Origin of the sequence: Runella sp. SP2 (genome assembly GCF_003711225.1) — a bacterium.
GTDB lineage: Bacteria > Bacteroidota > Bacteroidia > Cytophagales > Spirosomataceae > Runella.
The window spans coordinates 1,893,180-1,914,137 of sequence record NZ_CP031030.1; the positions used below are offsets into that span (position 1 = coordinate 1,893,180).

The 20,958-nt window shown below is 43.1% G+C and carries 15 protein-coding genes; 5 read left to right on the forward strand and 10 right to left on the reverse strand.

Annotated features, from left to right (window positions below; translation table 11 throughout):
* Nucleotides 1–74: 74 nt before the first annotated feature.
* From DTQ70_RS08015 to DTQ70_RS08035, 4 genes are all read left to right on the forward strand, one after another.
* On the forward strand, nucleotides 75–1,382 hold the full coding sequence (locus DTQ70_RS08015; protein ID WP_122930329.1) for an aminotransferase class V-fold PLP-dependent enzyme: 1,308 nt from the start codon (nucleotides 75–77) through the stop codon (nucleotides 1,380–1,382).
* A 94-nt stretch (nucleotides 1,383–1,476) separates the two neighbouring features.
* Nucleotides 1,477–2,277, forward strand: a complete 801-nt coding sequence (locus tag DTQ70_RS08020; protein ID WP_229600093.1) for a thioredoxin domain-containing protein — start codon at nucleotides 1,477–1,479, stop codon at nucleotides 2,275–2,277.
* A 477-nt stretch (nucleotides 2,278–2,754) separates the two neighbouring features.
* A complete protein-coding gene (locus tag DTQ70_RS08030; protein WP_122930331.1) occupies nucleotides 2,755–3,552 on the forward strand; it encodes a HipA family kinase in 798 nt (265 codons plus the stop codon).
* Complete coding sequence (locus DTQ70_RS08035) at nucleotides 3,530–3,913, forward strand: DUF3037 domain-containing protein (RefSeq protein ID WP_122930332.1); 384 nt, start codon at nucleotides 3,530–3,532, stop codon at nucleotides 3,911–3,913. Before DTQ70_RS08030 ends, DTQ70_RS08035 begins: the two co-directional genes overlap by 23 nt.
* Before the next feature lie 39 nt (nucleotides 3,914–3,952).
* On the opposite strand, the gene DTQ70_RS08040 is transcribed toward DTQ70_RS08035, so the two are convergent.
* Nucleotides 3,953–5,254: a hypothetical protein gene (locus DTQ70_RS08040; protein WP_122930333.1), complete on the reverse strand. Its 1,302-nt coding sequence runs from the start codon at nucleotides 5,252–5,254 to the stop codon at nucleotides 3,953–3,955.
* A 129-nt stretch (nucleotides 5,255–5,383) separates the two neighbouring features.
* Here DTQ70_RS08040 and DTQ70_RS08045 point away from each other — a divergent pair, with 129 nt between their 5' ends.
* On the forward strand, nucleotides 5,384–6,814 hold the full coding sequence (locus tag DTQ70_RS08045) for a family 16 glycoside hydrolase (RefSeq protein ID WP_122930334.1): 1,431 nt from the start codon (nucleotides 5,384–5,386) through the stop codon (nucleotides 6,812–6,814).
* A gap of 117 nt (nucleotides 6,815–6,931) precedes the next feature.
* Here the strand turns inward: DTQ70_RS08045 and DTQ70_RS08050 are convergent, their stop codons facing one another.
* The 9 genes from DTQ70_RS08050 to DTQ70_RS08090 form a co-directional block, all read right to left on the reverse strand.
* Entirely contained in the window at nucleotides 6,932–7,675 is a 744-nt protein-coding gene (locus DTQ70_RS08050) for a hypothetical protein (protein WP_122930335.1), read from the reverse strand.
* 1 nt (nucleotide 7,676) lies between these two features.
* The gene (locus DTQ70_RS08055; RefSeq protein WP_122930336.1) at nucleotides 7,677–8,564 is read right to left on the reverse strand and encodes a TraB/GumN family protein; all 888 of its coding nucleotides are present in this window, start codon (nucleotides 8,562–8,564) and stop codon (nucleotides 7,677–7,679) included.
* A gap of 183 nt (nucleotides 8,565–8,747) precedes the next feature.
* Complete coding sequence (locus DTQ70_RS08060; RefSeq protein ID WP_122930337.1) at nucleotides 8,748–11,192, reverse strand: outer membrane beta-barrel family protein; 2,445 nt, start codon at nucleotides 11,190–11,192, stop codon at nucleotides 8,748–8,750.
* A 292-nt stretch (nucleotides 11,193–11,484) separates the two neighbouring features.
* On the reverse strand, nucleotides 11,485–12,390 hold the full coding sequence (locus tag DTQ70_RS08065; protein ID WP_122930338.1) for an NAD(P)/FAD-dependent oxidoreductase: 906 nt from the start codon (nucleotides 12,388–12,390) through the stop codon (nucleotides 11,485–11,487).
* A 10-nt stretch (nucleotides 12,391–12,400) separates the two neighbouring features.
* Nucleotides 12,401–13,600 carry a hypothetical protein gene (locus DTQ70_RS08070; RefSeq protein ID WP_122930339.1) on the reverse strand — a complete coding sequence of 400 codons (1,200 nt, stop codon included), beginning with the start codon at nucleotides 13,598–13,600 and terminating at the stop codon, nucleotides 12,401–12,403.
* A gap of 75 nt (nucleotides 13,601–13,675) precedes the next feature.
* Nucleotides 13,676–15,811, reverse strand: a complete 2,136-nt coding sequence (locus DTQ70_RS08075; RefSeq protein ID WP_122930340.1) for a transcriptional regulator — start codon at nucleotides 15,809–15,811, stop codon at nucleotides 13,676–13,678.
* Nucleotides 15,812–15,983: 172 nt separating this feature from the next.
* Nucleotides 15,984–17,216: a PepSY domain-containing protein gene (locus DTQ70_RS08080; RefSeq protein WP_122930341.1), complete on the reverse strand. Its 1,233-nt coding sequence runs from the start codon at nucleotides 17,214–17,216 to the stop codon at nucleotides 15,984–15,986.
* Between the two features lie 66 nt (nucleotides 17,217–17,282).
* Nucleotides 17,283–19,679, reverse strand: coding sequence for a TonB-dependent receptor domain-containing protein (locus tag DTQ70_RS08085; protein ID WP_122930342.1), 2,397 nt, complete (start codon nucleotides 19,677–19,679; stop codon nucleotides 17,283–17,285).
* Nucleotides 19,680–19,860: 181 nt separating this feature from the next.
* Nucleotides 19,861–20,958 (reverse strand): DUF5074 domain-containing protein, encoded by a 1,098-nt coding sequence (locus DTQ70_RS08090; RefSeq protein WP_122934311.1) that lies wholly within the window; start codon nucleotides 20,956–20,958, stop codon nucleotides 19,861–19,863.

Genomic DNA, 20,958 nt, shown 5'->3' on the forward strand with positions numbered 1-20,958 from the left:
CGATTTCAGTAGCCTTTTTAATCAGTTTTTTGTAGTATTGTAAGCCGCATTACATTTCAAAAACTCACAATCGAATGTTTAACCGTCGTCAATTTTTGGGCTCGCTTGGTGCTACTGCTGGTGCGCTCAGTCTTCCTCCTTTTCTTACCTCTGCCGAAGCTAAGAACTTTGAGACGCTCAACCGCCAAATCGGGCATTTATCACCTTTCGAAGCCGCTCAGAATGAAGACTTTTGGGCTTGGGTCAAAACCGAATATACCGTTTCGCCTAATTTGCTTAATCTCAATAATGGTGGTGTTTGTCCGCAGCCGCGTTCGGTTCAGGATGCCCACATTCGGTTTTACCAATACTGTAACGAAGCCCCGAGCTACTACATGTGGCGGATTTTGGACCAAGGTCGTGAAGCGCTCCGCAGCAAACTTGCGGACTTGGCAGGTTGCGACGCCGAAGAAATTGCCATCAACCGCAATGCCACTGAAGGCTTAAATACGGTCATTTTTGGCCTTGATTTAAAACCTGGCGACGAAGTGGTATTGATCAAACAAGACTATCCCAATATGATTAATGCTTGGAAGCAGCGTGAAAAGCGCGACGGCATTAAGTTGGTTTGGATTAACCTTGATTTGCCCCAAGAAAACGACGCTTATTTTGTCGATAAATTTGTGAGTGCGTTTACGTCCAAAACCAAGGTGGTACACATTACGCACATGATCAACTGGGTAGGCCAAATTCAACCCGTTCGTAAAATCGCCGACGAAGCCCACAAACGTGGCATCGAGGTCATTGCCGATGGGGCACATACGTTTGCTTTGTTAGATTTTAAAATTCCTGATTTGGGCTGCGATTATTACGCGACTAGCCTCCACAAATGGCTGTGTGCGCCTTTTGGTAGTGGCATGATGTACGTCAAAAAAGATAAAATTTCTAAGGTGTGGGCCTTGCTTTCCAACAATGAACCCGATGGCCCCGATATTCGCAAATTTGAAAGTTTAGGCACGCGTTCGTTTGCCTCCGAAATGGCGATTGGTTCGGCCGCCGACTTCCAGCTTTCTATCGGGACGGCCCGCAAACAAGCTCGTGCGCATTATTTACAGCGTTATTGGACGGACAAAGCGCGTCAAATCCCTGGTGTAAAAATACACACTTCGCCCAATCCAAAATACGCCTGCGCCATTGCGTTGGTGTCGGTTGATGGACTTAAAACGTCAGAATTGGACGGGCAACTTTATAACAAATTCAAGATTCATACCACGGGCATTGAGTGGGAAAACATCAAAGGGGTTCGGGTAACACCGCACGTGTATCATACCCCCAAAGACCTCGACCGACTTGTTCATGCCCTTGACGACATATCGTCGGCGGCACGTAAAAAAACGGGATAGAAGATTTCTGTTTCTGAGTACTAGACCTTCCAAGTTTTCAAAACTTGGAAGGTCTTTTTTATTATGTGACAAATGTCGCTGACCAGCTTTATTTTTGCTTTCATCTTTGTGCCACATTAGGATTAAAACACTAAAATTATTTTCAATAAACAAATACATACTCATTCTCGCAATTTTCCTGACGGGTATTCTTAGTGCCTGTGGAACACAATCAAACGAACAGACGTCAACCAATTCGACTTCAACAGCCAATGAAAATGGGGCAATTTCTGCCGCAGAAGCCCACAAAAGAATCAAAGACAACCCTAAATTGACAATAGTGGACGTCCGAACGCCCGAGGAGTATGCTCAGGGACACCTCGAAAACGCTCATAACATTGACTGGAACTCCAATAGTTTTGAAAATAAAATTGATGGTTTTGAGCGCGATAAACCCATTTTGGTGTATTGTTTGAGTGGCGCTCGCAGTGCTGCTGCTGCCGAAAAAATGCGCAGTTTTGGCTTTAAAAACGTTCTCGAAATGGAAAATGGGATGATGGCTTGGCGTGCGGCACAACTACCCGAAACCACGGCCAACGTAAGTGTAGCCAAGCCTGCGGGCATGAACCGCGACCAATTTGATGCAGCACTTAATTCGCCAAAGTTGGTTTTGATTGATTTTTATGCCGATTGGTGTGCACCTTGCAAAAAAATGGCTCCTTATTTAGAAGAAATTAAGACTGAAATGGGTGATAAAGTGGAAGTCGTGCGCATCAATACCGATGATAGTGCCGAATTGGCCTCTCAGCTTAGCATCGAGGGACTTCCTACCGTGCTTGTTTATAAAAACAAAACAATGATTTGGAAAAATGTGGGTTACATTGGAAAAGAAGAGTTGGTGAAACACCTTCAATAGCGTCGTTATTTTTTTTCTTGTCGTCGCGCCTTCGTCTTATCTGCAATCCATTGAAAAACAGTGGCAAAGCCCGCAATCGCTGTTGGCTTTATGAGGGCATTAAGCCAGTCTGTGGTACTGACAATATTTTCAAACAGCGGTAGAGACGGTATTTTTGAATCAAAAAAGCTTTCAAAAACGGGATAAAACTCCCCAAAAAGGGTGCTGTATATAAAAACCCCTATTCCAAAACCGAAAAAAATGGATAAATAAAAACGAGTTGGTTTCATAGTGGTTACATTTTCTTTTGTTTCTGGCTCAAAACTAGCATCATGCCTTTTTGGAAGAAAATCAAAGTGATAAAACTACACATTGTCGGGATGAAAATGCAAGGATTTGGAAACAAACTACTACCAAATGTCTTAAAAACCCCCTAACTTTCCAGCTCCAATCAATCCTGCCTTCTATTTTTGTGGAGGTGGTTTAGCATAAAGACGAATGAGTCCAACTTTTTCTCCCCTCCGAACTGTCAACGTAACGCGTTATGTTACGCCCTTGCGTGAAGGCGGTTCGCTCCCTGCCCTTGTCGAAGCCGACGACGGTTTTTTGTACGTTATGAAATTTCGTGGAGCTGGGCAAGGGCCTAAAGCACTCATCGCGGAGCTTATCGCGGGGGAACTTGCGCGTACGTTGGGGTTTAAAATTCCTGAACTTGTCTTTACCGAACTCGACATTGCCTTTAGCCGCGCCGAACCCGACGAAGAAATTCAAGACTTATTGAAAGCCAGCGTGGGACTAAATTTGGCCTTGCATTTTTTGTCGGCTGCCATTACGTACGATGCGTTGGTAACAACCATTGAATCAAAATTAGCTTCGCAAGTAGTGTGGTTCGACTGCCTTATCACCAACGTTGACCGTACGTCGCGAAACACCAATATGTTGATGTGGCACAAAGAACTTTGGCTCATCGACCACGGTGCGGCTTTGTATTTTCATCATTCATGGGACAATTGGGAACAACAGGCAAAGCGGCCTTTTACTCCCATCAAAGACCATGTTTTGTTGCCGCAAGCGTCCGAATTAAAGGCTGTTGATGAAGAGTTTAAGGCTAAACTTACTCCTGAACGTATTCGAGAGATTGTTAGCCTTGTTCCTGATGAATGGCTTATGGATGCCTCCAATTCGATGACTGCTGAGGAGCGTCGTCAAGTATATATTCAATTTTTAGAAACGCGCCTAGCTGCGTCAGAAATATTTGTCAACGAAGCCCAAAATGCCAGAAAATTACTTGTTTGAGTATGCCGTTATCCGTTTTGTTCCGCGGGTAGAGCGTGAGGAGTTTCTCAACGTTGGGGTTATCTTATATTGCCCTTCGCAAGGATTTTTACAAACCAAGTTTTTCCTCAATGAAGACCGACTCAAGGTATTTGGGTCAACTGTTTGTTGCAATGAATTAAGGGAGCGGCTACGTACTTTCGAGCGTATTTGTGCAGGTCGAAAAGAAGGTGGTCGTATTGGGCAACTGTCTATTGCTGAGAGGTTTCGGTGGCTTACTTCAACCCGAAGTACCATTATTCAGTCTTCTCCCGTGCATCCTGGCTTGTGCCAAAATCCAGAGGATACACTTCAACAACTTTTTGCCCAGCTTGTTGAGTAATTTTGTCTCTCAGAATCATACGGATGAAAAATGAATGCGTTAAAAGACCATCTTTCCAGTATTCCCCTCTAGCCAGGTATTCCGCACGGCACAGGGGCCGTTGAAGCGGTACTGAACGCCGACGATTTCGGTAGAGGCGTTCGTAATTTTGGCCATGTAAGCCACTTTGTTATTGACAAAAATTTTCATTTCGCCTCGTTTACATTCAATTCTAAGCTTGGTCCAATCATTGGGTTTGCAGCCAAAACCGCTTAAATCGCCCTTGTCACTTGCTACAAAATAGCCAAAAGCCGCCAATGAAATATCGCCGACACAACCAACGCTCGTGAGTGGCACCATCATAATGTCGTTTCTAGCTTGCAACATCACCGTCATATTCTGGCAAGCATTGGTACCTTCGGGGAGACCACTTTTTACTTCAGTTTCAAAGGTGAAATTATCCGTCATTATACCCTTGAGGTCTTTCTGGTTGAACAGCCGAATCTTGGGCGGGGTGGGGTGTAGTGGAACGTTATACTTGTCGAACACGGGTTTATCTATCTCAACGATGGGGGTTTTTACGATGTCAGATGGCTTAAAATACAGAGGTTCAATACCCCAATCGGCTTCAACGACGCCAAGCCAGCCGTCGGTTTTGATTTGAATGTCATGCTCTTTAATGATTTCCTTCCCAATCATCAATTTTGCTCGGAAATACCCAGGGTAAAAGTAGATGGATGAATGATGTTTGTCGTTTTTATTGACCAATACCTTACGCCGCACGTCCCACGATTGCGAAATGAATACCGAATCTTGGGGGTTGGCGTTGGACGCGTCAAAGTCAAATACCACCGAGTTGGGCAATCCTTCGGTGAGCATTGTTTTCGAAGAAAAGCTAAAATCGTTCGGATTGTATTTAGGTTTGCTCGAAAGAAAATAAAAACTAAAAATGCTTAACGAAACAACGACCAGTGCCACCAAAGCCCAGCGCTGGCGATTCCAAAAATTAGTTTTTGGGGTAGGCAAAGGTGGAAGCGAAACGGGTGGTGTTGTGAGAATTATTGGGGGAGGAGTTTCGGTATTTTCTGGATTTTTGACCAAAAAATCACGCCAATCTTCGTAGTCCAAAAACTGTGCAAGGGCGTTGAGGGTGGTCATGGAAGGCTCGCTTTTGTAGCTGACTTTTCCAAAAACTCGCTTCAAAGTTGATACGCTCAACGACACACTTGTTTTTTCAGTAATCTGTTCGCTGAGTTTTTCAAAATCGTAATTATTCCAAACGTTGCTTTCGCCCCATTGTAGGTGTGACTCAATTTGAGATTTGAGCTTGATAATTGGTAGATGGATGGCTGTTGTGTTCATAGGGGCAAAAATAAGGCAAAACGGCAATGGAATGAACTTGAACCTAACTTGACACAAGTTTGAACCAGCTAGAACGGACGGAATCGCCGACTTTTGGTGAAATTTTCAAAACTATACAGCTATTCGTCCATGAAAAAATTACTTTCGTTTATGTTGATGGTCGTGTCTTTCCAAGGGATTGCCCAAAAAAACAAGACCGTTTCTTCCCCAAAATTAACAGATAATTCAAATCTACTCGTACCCGAACGATGGGATTTTCAGGCGGGGAAAGTGACATTTTTAGAGTATAAAGGTAAAAAAGCTATGAAAATTGGTTCATTGTCAGGTCAGGTTGTATTAAAAGATTTGCTCTTTAAAGACGGAACGATTGAATTTGACATAGAACCCCATCCTGCCGAGTTTGCGTCGTCGGTCTATTTTCACCGAAAAGATGCCAAAGAACAAGAAATTGTTTATCTGCGTGTGCCCCGAATCGGGAGTAAACTGGCCAATCAAGGCATACAGTACGCGCCTTATTTTGATGGGGTCAATATGTGGGATATTTATCCGCAGTACCAAGCCCCTGCCATGGCCAAAACGGGGGAGTGGAATCACATGAAATTAGTCATTTCGGGTAAACAAATGAAGGTCTATGTGAATGATATGGTCAACACGGTATTGGAAGTTCCGAAATTGGAAGGAACAATGGCCGAAGGTAGCATCGCTTTTGAGGGGGAAGGGTACATCACAAATCTCCAAATTAAGCCCAACGAAACCGAAGGACTCGCCAGCTATGAAGGAACCGATATGACCAAACATGACGGGCAGTATCTCCGTAAATGGGCAATTTCGACGCCTGTTTTGTTTCCTAAAGGCAACGAAACGTTTGCCGAAAACTTACCAGATGCGGAAGATTTTTTGGAAAGTATAGACGCTGAAACGGCTGGCTTGCTTAACCTAACCCGACGCTTTGGTGCTACGCCACAGCGGAAACTTGTTTGGCTTAAAACGACAATAACGGCTTCAGAACCTAACTTCACAAATTTGCAGATTGGCTTTAACGACGAAATCTGGGTGTATCTCAACAATGAAATGGTGTTGGTTGACAAAAACCTGTTTCCCCAAGTAGGAATGCGGAAAATCCCAGGTGGCCGACTTGCAATTACCAATACAGTGGCCAAGCTCAATCTTAAAAAAGGCGAAAATGAGCTTCTCATCGCAGTGGCTAACGATTTTTATGGCTGGGGACTCATGGCACGGCTCGAAAATGTAGATAAAGTTGAGCGAATTGACGAGGTGGCCACTATCCTTAATTTAGCGGAAGAAATTAAAAAAACGCCACTTGAACCCTACGTGGGGGTGTACACCCAACCTGGAAGTGATTATAAACTGACATTCGTTCAAAAAGACAAAAAGCTTGTAGCAAAGGTGATTAATTCGGATGTTGAGTTTAAGATGAAATACATTGGAAATCATACTTTTAGTATTCCAAAAGCCTTTGCGACGGTGCAGTTTAAGCCAACTGAAAACAAACTGAGTTTTAAACAGGGCGTGGACGTGAAAGAGTTTGTAAAAGAGTAAAGCCGAAGCCTTTCCAAGTTTCAGGTTCCTGTGAGGATAAACTTGGAAAGGTTGTTTGTGCATTGATAAGCCTTTCCAAGTTTCAGGTTCTTGTGAGGATAAATTTGGAAAGGGGAGTTAGCCAGGAAATGCAAACTCTTGGTCGGCCAAATCAAGGTTGGTTTCTACTTGGGTGACAGAGATAGAAAGGGTGGTTTTACCATTGATTTTTTGAGTAATTTCAAACGGAAAAACCATGTCGTTGACCGTCTGAAATTTACTTAAATACGTGTCCATATATCCGCCTTTGCCTGTTCCTTTTTTTATCGCATTTCGTACTAAAACTGGTAAATAGGTTTTTGTATCGAAAAAGTAAAAGCTCGACAATTCTGCAACCGTCGCGTTGGTCATTGGCGGTGGTTTTTTGAGCAAGCGCACACGGTAACAATCTTTGCCCTCAACCAGCATTTTTCCTTCCAAAGTTACGCTATATCCGCGTTTGGTATAATTTACAAACGGGTCAAGCATTTGAATCTCAGCTTTTAATGCTTCACTTTCCTCGGTCGATAATTTTTCTAATTGTAACGTTTTTGGATTGGTATGCCAGCCTGTTGTTCCATCAAAGCAGTTTTGATAGATACTTTTTTCTTGAAACAAAGCGACTGAGCGTTGTAGATTGGGCGCTTTTTGTTGTTGGATATAGGGAATTTCCATTCCCTGCATTTTTAGAAAACCCGTTGTTCGTAGGGTTTTTAAAGAAAGTAACTTCTCTTTACCCCCAATGGCCTTCAGGTAATTTTCAATCACTTCATCGACGGTTTGGGCGCGAGAAATGATTGAGAACAAAAGGGTTAGCAAGAGAAGAAATGCGTTTTTTTTCATTTTATAAAATTGGTTTTACCGAATATCCTTTCTTTTTAAGTAAACTCAAAACACCTTTTTCGCCACCAAGATGCCCTGCACCTACGGCAAAAAATGATGATTTTGCCTGCATGGCTTTCTCCATAATTGGAATCCAGTTGGCATTCCGATTGGCGAGTAAAATGTCCTCGTACCCGTTGAAATCCCAGTTGCTATCGTCCATCAGCTTGACGAGCGCTTCTAGGTCTTGGGCTTTGTACAAGGCCACCATTTTCTCAAACTCTTTGGAAGACTCTTCTTTTTTACGAACCATGTCCACGAGCAAGGCCGCTTGTTTTTCGTACGGAATTTGGTCAAAAACACCCATTTGAAATTCAACAGTTTCTAAGCCTAACAACTCTTTTTTTGCGTTTGTGGCCATTTGGGTAAACATCAATTCATAGGATTGAGGCTGGCAATCGAGGAAAGTCATGTAAATCATGGACATAACCGTGAAAGGCTTCAGACCGTTGTACATGGCAAGACTCATTTTGAGGCGTTCTTTAAAATAATTGTCCAAAACAGCATAGTCGTCTTCCGACAGATAGTCTTTAAGTTTTTTACCGTTGGTCAGCATAGAGGTTTGCATCATCTTGGTCATTATCGTTGGGTCATCCATGTCCAATTCAAGATAAACTTGCTCGGCACGCCCAAAGACCGATTTGGTTGAGTCGGTCATCAGGTAATCTTTGGGGCAAATCATGTGAATAGTTCCGTAAACATAGGACGGTTTGGCAAGCCCATTTCCTGACACTTCCCAAAGCAACGATTTTTCTTGAGCGAAGGCCGAAACGCTGCTAAGGATAAGTAAAAAGACAAAGAAGCGGTTCAAAATGAGCAGTTTTACTCGGAGAGTAGCGGTTTTTGTCATGGCGTTTTGTTTAATTGAGGTAGGTTTAATTCCAATGATTAACGTAAAAATAGGGCAACAAGGTACTAAAAATCCAAAATAAAAAAAGCCATGCCTTAATCAAAGCATGGCTTTCCGACGTTTTCTTAACCTAAACTAAAATATCGTTGAAAGGGTGGTTTCGTTTCCTGCCCCTTGTTTTTGCTAGTTTTGACCCGAGTTGGCGCGGTTGCGGATGTCGTCGGTACTTGTGCTACGTTGGCGAGCTGCTTTTACGTTTTGATTTCCGAAACGATAGGTAAATGATACCCGTACTTGGCGGCTTTCCCAACGAGAATTTATTTTGAAATTCAAATCTTGGTATTTCACCGTTCCTGCAAAGCGGTTCAAGAAGAAAATATCGTTCACGTTTACGCGCAGAGAGGCTTTGCGGTTCCATAACGACTTGGCAAAACCAGCGCTGATTTGTCCTTGTGCCTTGGCTTGTAAGAGATTATATTGGGTTGGAGAGTTCCAAAAACCACTCAATTCGGCCGTATATCCTTTCGGTAGAGTGAAGTTATTGGTCATAAATACCGTTGCTCCAAATTGTCCCAAGTCGAGGTCGGCTCCGTAGTAGAACGAGCGGTAGCGGTTATAAAACGCGCTAATGTTATTCTGCATCGTCCACCATTTTTTTACCGTCACAGGAATACTAAAGGTCAGGTTATAACTGTCTTGGTGGTCTAAGTTTTCGGTGGTTACGTAGGTCTTGTTTTCTGACGCAATTTGTTTCGGAATTTGGTCAGCAATCACGTCGTTGATGCGACTGTATCCCAAAGAAGTTGAAAATGCGCCTTTGAAAACGTGGGTAATTTGGAACGAATTCGTAAACTGTGGACGCAAATTAGGATTTCCTTCTTGAAACGTATAAGGGTCAAGGAAAAACTGGAACGGGTTCAAATTGCGGTAATTGGGACGGTCGATACGGCGACTGTAAGATACGTTTAGTACGTTGTTGGTATCGAGCGAACGAGAAACAAACACACTTGGGAACAAATTGACGTAGTTACGATCTACGACGTTGTTGAGCGTCACTGAGTTACCTTGCGAATGGGTATGCTCGGCGCGGAAGCCCAATTGCACCTGTGTTTTTTTGTTCAATGACGTGCTATAATTAAGGTAGGCAGCATTGATGTTTTCTTTGTAAATAAACTGGTTAGAGCGAGTTGGGTCAAGCGTCCAAACGTTATCTACTTGGGTTTCAAAGCGCATGTCGTTGTCGGTATTCACAAAGCTACTTTTAGCACCTGTTTCTATTTTACCTTTTTTAAGAGGGTGGATATAGTCAATTTTTGCGCCCGCGATTTGAATGTTGGAAGGCATGATGTTTCTGAATACATCCTTGCTGGTGATTTCATCGCTAGGAGAGAAGTAGGTAGTACGTAAATCATTGCCAGAGTTGCCATTAAAAATCGAGTAATCAGCATCGGCAGTCAGCTCACGTCCTTGTCCTAAATCATGTTTAAGATTGACGTTGGCCGTATAATTATCCAAACGGTTGTGGTTGTAAGTATCGGTTTCAAAACGGCTTGTCAGGGTTTGGTTCTTATCGCGGAAATCCGTTTTTGAAACACCATTCATTTTAAACTGGTTGAGAAAACCAGTGGCTAACACCCCGATGGTCGTTTTTTTAGTGACAAAAAAGTCAACCCCACCCCGAAAACTCACATTTTGCGGATTTCCTACGCGTGGACTGTTTTGGTCCATGTACGTAACTTGGTCTTGAAATGCAATCGTACGGTCGATGTCTTGGGTATTTTGGAAGCGTCCGTGAAAGACACTTACATTTCCAAACGCATTGTATTTGGCATTGCGGTAGTTGAGTCCTAGCGATCCGTTTAGTTTCTCATAACGGCCGTAGCCAGCACCCAAAGTATAGTTTCCGTTCGTTCCAAAATTTTTGTTTTTCTTCAATACAATGTTGATGAGGCCCGTATTTCCAGCGGCATCGTACTTGGCAGGAGGGTTGGAGATAAGTTCAATTTTCTCAACGTTATCACTCGGCATCGACTGCAACATGTTCATCAAATCTTGCATCGAAATTTGTTGCAACTTCCCATCAATCATCACCATCACCCCTTGGCGACCTTTAAACTGGAGGCGGTCGTTTTGACGGTCGATGGTCACACCTGGGGCTTTTTCAAGTACTTCGAGGGCAGTTCCACCCGCCGAACCAATGTTGTTTTCAACGTTGACAACCATGCGATCGACCTGTTGTTCTACAAATGGTTTTTTGGAAACTACCTTCACCTCTTGTAGCGTTTGGGTGTTTTCAGCAACGATTAGTGAGGGGACTTTCAGGCTAAGTTGGCCTTCTTTTAGTTCAAAAGGAGCTGAAAATGATTTTTGAAAACCTACCATGGTGGCCGAAATCAAATACCGACCAAGCGAAATGTTTTCAAATTCGTAAGTGCCAGATTCGCTCGAAATAGCCCCTTTGGCGAGGGTAGAGTCCTTGGCGTTAAGCAACAAAACCGTGGCGAAAGGAAGTGGTTTTGTTGCTGATTCTTTTACATCTCCCGTGATTTTTCCCTTTGAAGGAGACTGTGCAATCACACTGGAACAAAGCAAAACGAATGCTGCGATGAAGCTGCTAAAAGTTTTCATGGCTACTGTTTAAAATGGCTGTTATTAATTACCGCTTCAAAGGTATAGTACTGTGCATTGCAAGCTACCTTTTTTTACATAAGCGGTAGATTTTTTTAGATAAGCGGTTTTGGCTGTAAAAACTGCTTTTTTGCTACAAAAGGCAGCAGTTAGGCAAAATAAATGCTCCTAACTACTGCCTTTTGTGTTACTTATTTCATGGATTGCTTTGCTTTCAACTTGCTGTTATGTCTATAAGATGAAATTGCAGAGAAGAAGGTTGCATCAACCGCAAAAAAAATTGAAAAATTATTTAGAACGACTCCTCAATGAGTTCTCGATTCAAAACCGCCGCTGCCATCGAGCCTTTGGCGACGGCATTGGCCACCGAACGGAAAGGGGAGGTGTTGTCGCCAGCGGCCAGTATGCCAGGCTGACTGGTTTGCTGCATTTCATTGACTTGAATATACCCTTGTGGGGTCAGTTCGCAGCCAAGTTGGGCAGGGAGGTCAGTGTGCTGTTCAAACGAGGGACGATGATAAACGGCCTTTACTGGTAGTTTTTCTTGGTTTTTGAATAAAAGATGCTCAATGTGCCCATCCTGATGCAGAAACTCGTTGATTTCACTTTCAACGACATTAATTCCATTTTTGGCTAATTTCAATCGTTGTTCTTGACTCAAGGTTGACGGGCCGTTTGTACAAAGTGTCAAATCTTTGCTCCAATTAGAAATCATTTTTACGTATTCAAAACCTTCGTCTCCGTTTCCAATGACGGCCGTTAGGGTATTTTTTACCTCAAACCCGTGGCAATAGGGGCAATGAATGACCGAAATACCCCAACAAGATGAAAGTCCTTTGAATGTCTCCAAGTTATCTTTGATGCCCGTGGCAAACAAGAGTTTTTTAGCCCCGTAGCTTTCGCCACTTTGAAGAACTACTTCGAACCCAGCTTCACTTTTATGGGCTTGAACGGCAGTGCCTATTTTCCATTCGATGGTAGAATAGGAAAGTACTTGTTGACGTGCTTTTTCTAAAATACGGAGGGGTGGCTCTCCATCTTGAGTCAGAAAGTTGTGAGAATGAGGTGTTTGGCGATTGCAAGGCAATTGATTATCAATGATAAGTACATTTCGTAGCGCACGCCCAAGGCCCATCGCCGCCGAAAGACCTGCAAAACTACCACCGATGATGATGACGTCGTGTATTTGGGATGACATAGATTTACTTTTAATGTTCTGCGCTTGACTCAATACCAACAATGGCAAGACGATAAGGAGTACCAGAAACCTTTACTTTTTTCGTATTTGAAAAGTTGGCAATTTCAATTTGAATGATTTCGCCAGTTTTAGGTTGGGTTACATAAAGATACTTAGTGGTAGCCTCAATTTGTGGTTTTTGAGTTTCCCCTTTGTCAGTGGCAGAAAGTATCGTCCCACTCTTAATAAGTTGGTTGGTTTTGATGTTGTATAATTGTACTTCTCCCGAGTGGAGAAGTACCACTAAAACGTTACCAGCATAATCTACTTTACACTGCATGATGTCTTTGCTGAGAACAATCGGGGTAATTTTACTATTGGTAACATCAATGACATAAGCACCCATAGCGGCGGTATAACCCACAAATGTATTTCCACCTTCTAAGATTGTTCCAAACCACGCAGTACCGAAGTCGGATGGATGGGGGATTAGTCGCTGCGTGCCTGTTTGGTCAACGACCAAGATACCACTTGCAGAACCGAAAAGTGCGACTTTACCGTCTGACGCATTCCCGTGGATACCCTTTGTTTGTAGGCTTGATGCAAAAATTTGTTTTCCAGTGGCGTCCACAATTTTTACTCTTTCGGGGAGCGTTCCAGCTACGGAGCCATCTTTTTCAGTGATGGCATAAGTGCCATTATCAAATTTGGTCATTGCTCCGTGATGTGCTAAGTTATTGGCATTGATTGCTTTCATTTTAGCACCAGTAGTGTGGAAGTCAGATTCTTGCGCAATATCAAGTGTTCCGTCTCCATCGTTGAAAATAATAACTTCGTTGCCTTTACTTTTAAAGTGAGTAGGTTGTTTACCTTGACCAACCAAGGTTCCCCATTTGGGCGTTCCTTTGACATCAACGTGGTCGCTATGTTGTTCAAAACCAGTGTCAAATACTTGCACGTAATTTTTTTCGCGGTGAACAACTACCCCAAAACGTCCTGAGGCAGTTGTGTATAGTGCGGATTTGGGGTAGAGTGCTTTTTCAAAAGTGACTCCCCCAGTACGAGGGTTGAGATACGAAATATCTGTTGTGGATTCATCACTAACCATGACCCTGATAAATTTGTGCTCAAGATTATCATCGGGGGCTACATCGTTGTGATTGTGGCAGGCGCTAAACGTAGCAGTGATACCTAAAGCTACAAGTGAGGCGTAATAAAGGTGTTTTTTCATTGGATTATTTATATTTGCAACAATGATGCAAATATAAAAGGCTTAGTTTTGTTTTGCAACATTGTTGCAAATATTCTACCAAAATCCATAATACCGTCCCATCCAATACGCAAAAAGAAAATATGAACCACTGTCTTCGGTTTTGCCACCATCGCCCGAATCAAATTCTTTTGGGTTGGTGTTCCAGCGTGAGATACCGCTTTCGGGAGTAGGGATGGGCTTGGTGGATTGAAGACGTCGAAAGCGGCTTATCAACGGGTCTTTGGGAAGGTCCCACCGATGGCTGTTTTCCATTCGCCAATTAATCAAGTCGAGTGGAAACTGCTGGATTTCCTCTAAAGCGATCGCTACATCACAATCTTTGCGAAGCATCACACTTGCCATCACGTTCCAAATAGGCATGTGGTCAGACCTAACGACTTTCCAGCTTCGTTCGAGGCTTTTGAGGTAGAGTTCGCGGTTGGGGTCTGCCTTTGTGTAATTGAGCAAACCATAGTAGGGGAAAAAGTTGAGAATATCGTCAGAATGGCTGGTTTCAAACGGCCCAAAAACCTTGGCTTGAAGTGCATTTTTGGCATACCCGTGTTGATTTACCAAATATTGATAGTGTTTTTCGTACTTTTCATCACCCGTAAAGTGGAAGGCGGTTTTGAGAAAAGACAAAATTTGTAATGAATTGAGCCCCCGTTCGTACATCCAATTGGGTGAATGATTCAACGAATCGGGATGCCAAATCCCCCAACGGGTTGGTTTACCATCGAAGTCAATCAAGTGATAATTGTGGTCAACGATATGGTCAACGGTGCGTTTGATTAGCTGCTTTACCCGCTCTTTTTGCTCATCGTTTGCTACCAAATCATAAAAAATTGGTAAGGCAAAAATATGTCCTGTGATTTCGTCTGAACTGGTGTCGTCCAACCATTGCCACTGTCCGTCGGGCGAAGGGTGCCATAGTTTTGGGTGTGGCGACCGCGACTGCGTGATGGGGTCAGTGGCCAAGGCATACGAACGAGCAGGATAACCCGAAATACCCGAAACCTTTTCGAGTCGTTCTAAGGCTTCAAAGGTGCGAATGGCTCGGTTTTTTGCGGAAGAGTCGCCCGTGGAGGCATAATGGAAACATTCGGCGACCAAATAACAGGCCGTCCACAAGCCGTCGTTGTCTTCGTTGTTGAGGTAACTTGTCGAAATATCCCCCGCCACTTTTAGATGAGAATGGTTGACCAGCCCACGGCGATTATGTCGTAACGCAATTATTTCTTCTATCTTTTTTGCTTTTTCTTCCAAGGTCATCGCTTGTTGCTGAATTTGGGCAATTCCTTGCGGGGTTGCTACCCAAACCGTCAGAGAATCAACGACTAAAATGTCATTCACTTGGTCGTCGGGAAGCCAGCGTTTGCCGTGGTAGTATTGCCAGCGCCTATCTTTTTTAATCACCCCTTTTTGTGTACCCATCCAAAGCCCGTTTGCGAAAGGTGCAAGTACCGTAACAGGTCCATAGGGAAGCCCGTCGGTGGCTCTTAACACCCAATGATTTCCGTCGTTGGCAATACATCCCACCGACCACGGGCTACTATAAACCATGTCTTGCTCGTTGTTGTAATTGGTCAGGGCAAAATACATTTCTTTATTTCCTACGGCCATGAGGCTTTCGTCGAGGTTAAACCATCGCCCATTGGTACGTCGCCATAGTCCACGGTTGGTTGCGACGTAAAGTTGTCCTTTAGCGTCTTTGGCTACGCTATTCACGCGACTTTCTTTGACGTAAAGCGACGGTGACCATTGCCCATTCCAGCCCATTAGGCCGTTGTTGGTACCCACCCAAAGTTGCTTAGGTGTTTCCCAAAAAAGGGTTAGAATGGTATCGCTGGGCGAAAGCGGTGGTTGGGGGATTTGTTTTTCTTTTTTTTCGGAATAAATGCCCCGAGCAGTCGCCATCCATATATTTCCATCGCCATCTAATGAAGCGTTTGTCAATTCAATGGATTGCTTTTGGCCACTCCACTTTCCTGATTTGAACCGAAAAATACCCGTCGAGGTAACGCAGATTCGTTGGTCTTTCGACTGAAAAAGCTTTAGCGTATTTTTCCCAGCTTCAGTAGGAAGCGTAATATCGGTTTTTATGTCTTGGTGGTAGATAGCTGAGGGTTGGGCCGCAACGTAAAAAGCAGGGATAAAAGCGACGAGAAAAGCGATTAGAATAGAGGGCATTGCCTGAGGATTAATGAAGTTAGTAGCTGATTGTTATACGAACCTTGGGGTGGTTTGGGCTACTAAGAATGGACAATAGCGAGGTGTTTTTGATATAAAAAAAGGGACTAGCCGCGTGGCTAATCCCTAACTATAAACCTAATATGGTGCTTCAATCAACTGTTTTCTGAGATTAAGACACAGGTTTCATCGCTGGGCGTCTGATTGGGACGGGCCTGTTAATAGGTAGTTGTTGGGTCATGGCGCGTTTGGCCGATGGCTTAGTTTTATAGGTACGTTGGTACCAAATCAAAAAACCCGTAATTGGTAAACTTGCGGCGAATAAACTGGCAAAAAAGGCGAGTAACTTGCCGATAATTCCAAAATTCTGCCCCGTGTGTAAATCCCGATTGGCGTGTTTGAGTTTGTCGGCGGCTTTATAGTCCGCAAAGAGTTCTTGTTTTAATATCTTTCCTGAGTATTGGTCAAATTCAAAGACATTGCTTTTTTTGTAAATCTCGTATGGATACTTGAGGTTTACTTTCACGGGTTCTTTGGCATTTTTGGCAAAGTTGATGTGCGCTTCGTTCCAGCCAGCGTATCGGGTAGCGACACTAGCAAGGGCATCATCAGGACTGAATTTGATTCCTTGCTGAATGGTAGAGGTCAATTTCTTAGGTTCTTTCATTTTTTGTCCCAATGCCGCATACGTTAGGTTTTGAACGGGCTTGATAGCCCACCAGATTCCTGTCAGCGTGATGAGCATCAGAGGCAATAAGAAATAAAATCCAAGCGTGTTGTGAAGGCTGTAATTAACGATCTGAAACTTGCCTTTTAGTTGGAGATTGAAGGCCATTTTAAGTTGGTTTTTCTTGCGAGGCCACCACAAATACAAGCCCGAAAGCAACATCACCAAAAACACGACTACGTTCGTTTTGATCATCCATTTGCCTGTTTCGCCCAAAAAAAGTGTTTTGTGCATGTCTTCCACGGCGTGCATAAAATCATGCTCTAAATCGTGTTTGCTCAATAACTGACCCGTATAGGGGTTAAAAGCATAGGCTTCTTTTTTAGGCTCTTTTTCGTCTTTAGAGCCTTTTCCCTTTTTTTGTTTTTCGTGTTTTTCATCAATCAACTTGACAATCATCGAACGCGAAGGATCCGAAAATACCCGTACTTGTTCGATTTGTTTTTTGGGAAACTCTTTCGCTACAACTGCCGCAATGCGTTCAAATGCAACCTTCTCTTTATTTTGAGGTTCAACAAATCGCTCGTTTTTTTGGGTAATGCTTCTAATTTCGTCCTCAAAAACAAATAGGCAACCCGTGAGGGAAACAACCAACACGACGATACCACTCACCAAACCACCCCAAAGGTGAATCTGCCCTGTGATTTTTTTGAATTTCGACACTTTTGCTTTTGACATTAGAAGCGTAGTTACGTTTGATTGAACAAAATTAATTAGACTAATTCAAAATTAAAAAGAAGGCTATTAAAAATTGTAAGAAAGATTAACAAACACCTGACGCCCAGCGATAGCCTGAATTTTGTCGCTTATTTGGGCGGCTGTTATTTCTCTGGTTTTTTTGTCGTTGGTATCAAAAATGTCTGAAATTCTAAGGCCAATGGTCATTTTTTTCTTGAGAAAGGTATGGTTCAGACTTGCATCAAAATACTGTATGGTATTTTCTGTTTTGACGCTTGAAATTTTTGGCCCTATGCCATTCCAGGCCATTTGAAAAAACGTATTTTTCCCAATTTCAACGTCACTAATTAACTTGGCGCTCCAGGCAAATTGATCTTTAATGGCGTCGCCTCCGCCAAGGGTTTCGTCGTAAAGCTTACTAGTAAATTTTGAATAGCTCGCATTAATGTTCCAGATGGGAAATGGTCTAATCGCGCCCAGTAATTCAACTCCCTGAATAAAAGCCGAGTTAATATTGACAGGTTGTTCGAGCACTACGCCAGGACTTACGTCGGTCGTAATTTTTTGAATCAAACCTTCAATATTTCTTCTAAAAATATTCACTCCTGCATTCCAATTTTTGGCTGTTTTTAAGTATCCAAGCTCAAAACCCCAGGCTTTTTCGGGTCGCAGGAGTGGATTTCCTGCCTTGATTTTTGCCACGTCACTCGAATCCGCAAACGGACTTAGGTCCTTGAACGCCGCACGTCTGATTTTTCGGTCAATCGTAAATTTAAGAAACTGAGTTTTATCAATATTATATACCAATGATGCACTTGGAAGGGGAATAAAATAATCTCCTTCGGTAACAAATGCTTTGGCTTTAGACTTGTTGTAAAAGGTGGTATATTCTCCTCTTATGCCTAAAATTGCCCGTAATTTACCCTTTGTTAATGTTCCTTGTGCGTAAGCAGCATAGATATTTTCTTGGCTATCGAAGTTGTTGGCAGGGCTTTCGGTGGTGAGGTATGCTGCTTTGGTATAGTCATATTTGTCCACCTTTTGTAAGCTTTCACGATTACGTCCGCTAAATTTTACGCCTGCATTGAGCGCTAAAAGCTCATTTTGTTGCCAAGAAAAGTCACTTTGTAAAAAGTTGTTGCGATCAAAACTGTCCTCAAAAGTATTGGTTTTAGCAGGTTTTGCGTCAGCCGCTGCGCCCGTGGCATTTAGTTTCTGGTCAACCTGATACTTGGGTTTTGGATAAAACCCGTCAACGTGGGTGTAAGAGAAAGTCAATCTTCCTTTTTTTGCAAAAGTTTGAGAAAAATTGAGGCTATATTCATTGAATTTGAAATCTTCAGTTTGGTCTTCTGTACGCAGTGTTCGCGAGGAAAACGTTTTATCAGCCTTTAAAACTTCGGTATCTTGGGTCTTTATTTTTAGTTCACGTTGAAACCCATTGATAAACTCCGCACCAACCTGAGCACCTTTCCAAAGGTCCCACTTTGTCCCCACTTTTAGGTTGTGGCTACGAATATCTCGGTCTTCTTTTGAAAGGACGTTTTGGTAGCCTGAAATAGTATTATTTTTATAAAGTGATATGGCATTGTTTTCGGTAATGGCATGAGTGCCTTGAAGTAGCGTTTGATTTTTGTCAAAAAAACCATAGACTTCCCCCTTTTCAAATTTATGTCCAATCTGGGCAGAAAGCGTATGCCCGCCTTGGCTGTTGAGTCCGCCCATTAAGCGCCCATGTGTGCCAAAACGGGTATTTTTTTTCAAAATGATATTCACAACTCCGTTCATACCGTCGCCGTCGTATTGTGCGCCTGGGTTGGCGATAATTTCGATACGTTCAACAGCTGAAGCGGGAATTTGGGTAAGCAATACTTCCCGATTGTTGCCAGAAATTCCTGCATTTTTGCCATCAATCAAAACCAGCGTATATGATTTTTCTAACCCACGATAGCGAATGTCGCGGGGGACACCTGGAGGGCCACCCATGGCAGTCGAAGGCATCAAGCGAAGCATATCCCCAACTGACGCTCCCTGTGCAACGGGTAAATCGGCGGTGGTATAAACTACTTTTTGGGGTTCAATTTTAGTGACGCCAATTGACGACTTTACAATCACCTCGGCCAAGTTGTTGACCTTTGATTTAATTTCAACCTCGTCCAATTTGATGAATTGATTTTTTTCGGTGATACGAATGCCCGACTTTGTATAATTGTCATACCCAACCGCGCTTACCGATAGCTCGTAGATGCCAGGCGACACATTTGCAATTAAAAACTCCCCATTTTCGCCCGAAAACAAGCCCTTTATTTCTCCATTGGAAGACGTAAGTTTTACTGTTGCAAAAGCAACAGGTTCGTTTTGCGCTTTATTGAATAATTTCCCCGAAATCTTAGCCTCCTGTGCAATCGCAGAAGTACCAAGCAGGCCGACGAATCCAAAAATTGTATAAATCCAAGGCTTCATTATGTAATGCTTATTTAATTAGACTGAGTTTAAATAATGTCTCAAAAGTAGCGTGCGTTGGTTGTAGTTGCAAGATTTATTTAGAATAATTTTAAATAATTCTTGGTGTAAAAAAAGGGAGTACCCGTTCGGATACTCCCTAAAACATCACTGCTAACTGTTAATGGGTGGATATGAATGCTTATTTTTTGAAGAAAAACTTGCTTGGGGCAATTTCGGCCTTTACTGAATCAATGAGTGTCCCGTTCGATTTATAGCGGAAAACGTAACCTGCTTGTTTGTAAGAAGGAACTAAACCAGCGTACAAATCGCCCGTTTGTGGGTCAACGGCCAAGCCACCACTAAATAGGCGGTTGATAAAAGGAGTCTTTGCTTCAATGGCTGTACTTGTCGTGCTGAAACTGTAGGTTTCACCTTTTTGAACGTAGTTATCTGCGGCATCATAAAACGAGAATGTGTAGTAAATCGTCGCTTTGTCGGCACTCAACACAAACGAACTGGGCGACTTTGACGCGTATGAAGCGGTGATTTTGAGTTTGCTTTCTACTGTTTTTGAGCTGCTATTTATCTTTTGCAGCTCACCTCCTGCATATACCCAAAGTTTGCTGCTTGCGTCCACGCCAATGATGTTTGGATTGCGGCCTACCTCAATTGTTTGTTTTACGGCATCCGTTGTGACGTCAATCACAGTTAAGACGGTTTTTCCCGAACCTGTATTTCCGACATATACTTCATTTCCTACCAATGCCAGCGATTCGGCGCCGTTTTGAACGGCGATTTTTTTCACAATCTTGTTCGTTGTCAAATCTAACACCGCGATGTAGCCTGGGTTTTTGTAAAAATTAGAAAAATCGCCCGTTGCATCCCACGCACTGACGTACGCCTTTGTTTCGGAAACCTTGATGACTGAGCGCGGGTTTTCAATTTCGGCAGAAGGAATCGTCGCTACGGTTTTGAAGGTGCGGGCGTTCACGATTTCGATGGCATCTTTGCCCGCCGTCGAGTTATCGACCAAAATAATGCCTTTGTCATTTACTTCGGCGTAACCGCTCAATCCACCAGCGATAGAACGCATGTTTTCTTTTTGGAAAATATCAGTAACTGCGGTTTGGCCCGTGCGTTGGATGAGGCTGAGTGTGCCATTATTGTCCGTGAAATTTCCAGCGTTGACAACAATCACCCCTGTATCGTAGGGTTGTACGGGTTCGGTTTCGTTTTTTTCGCAAGAGGCAAGAAGACTTACTGTAAAGAGTGCAACTAAAATGGAGTTGATTTTCAT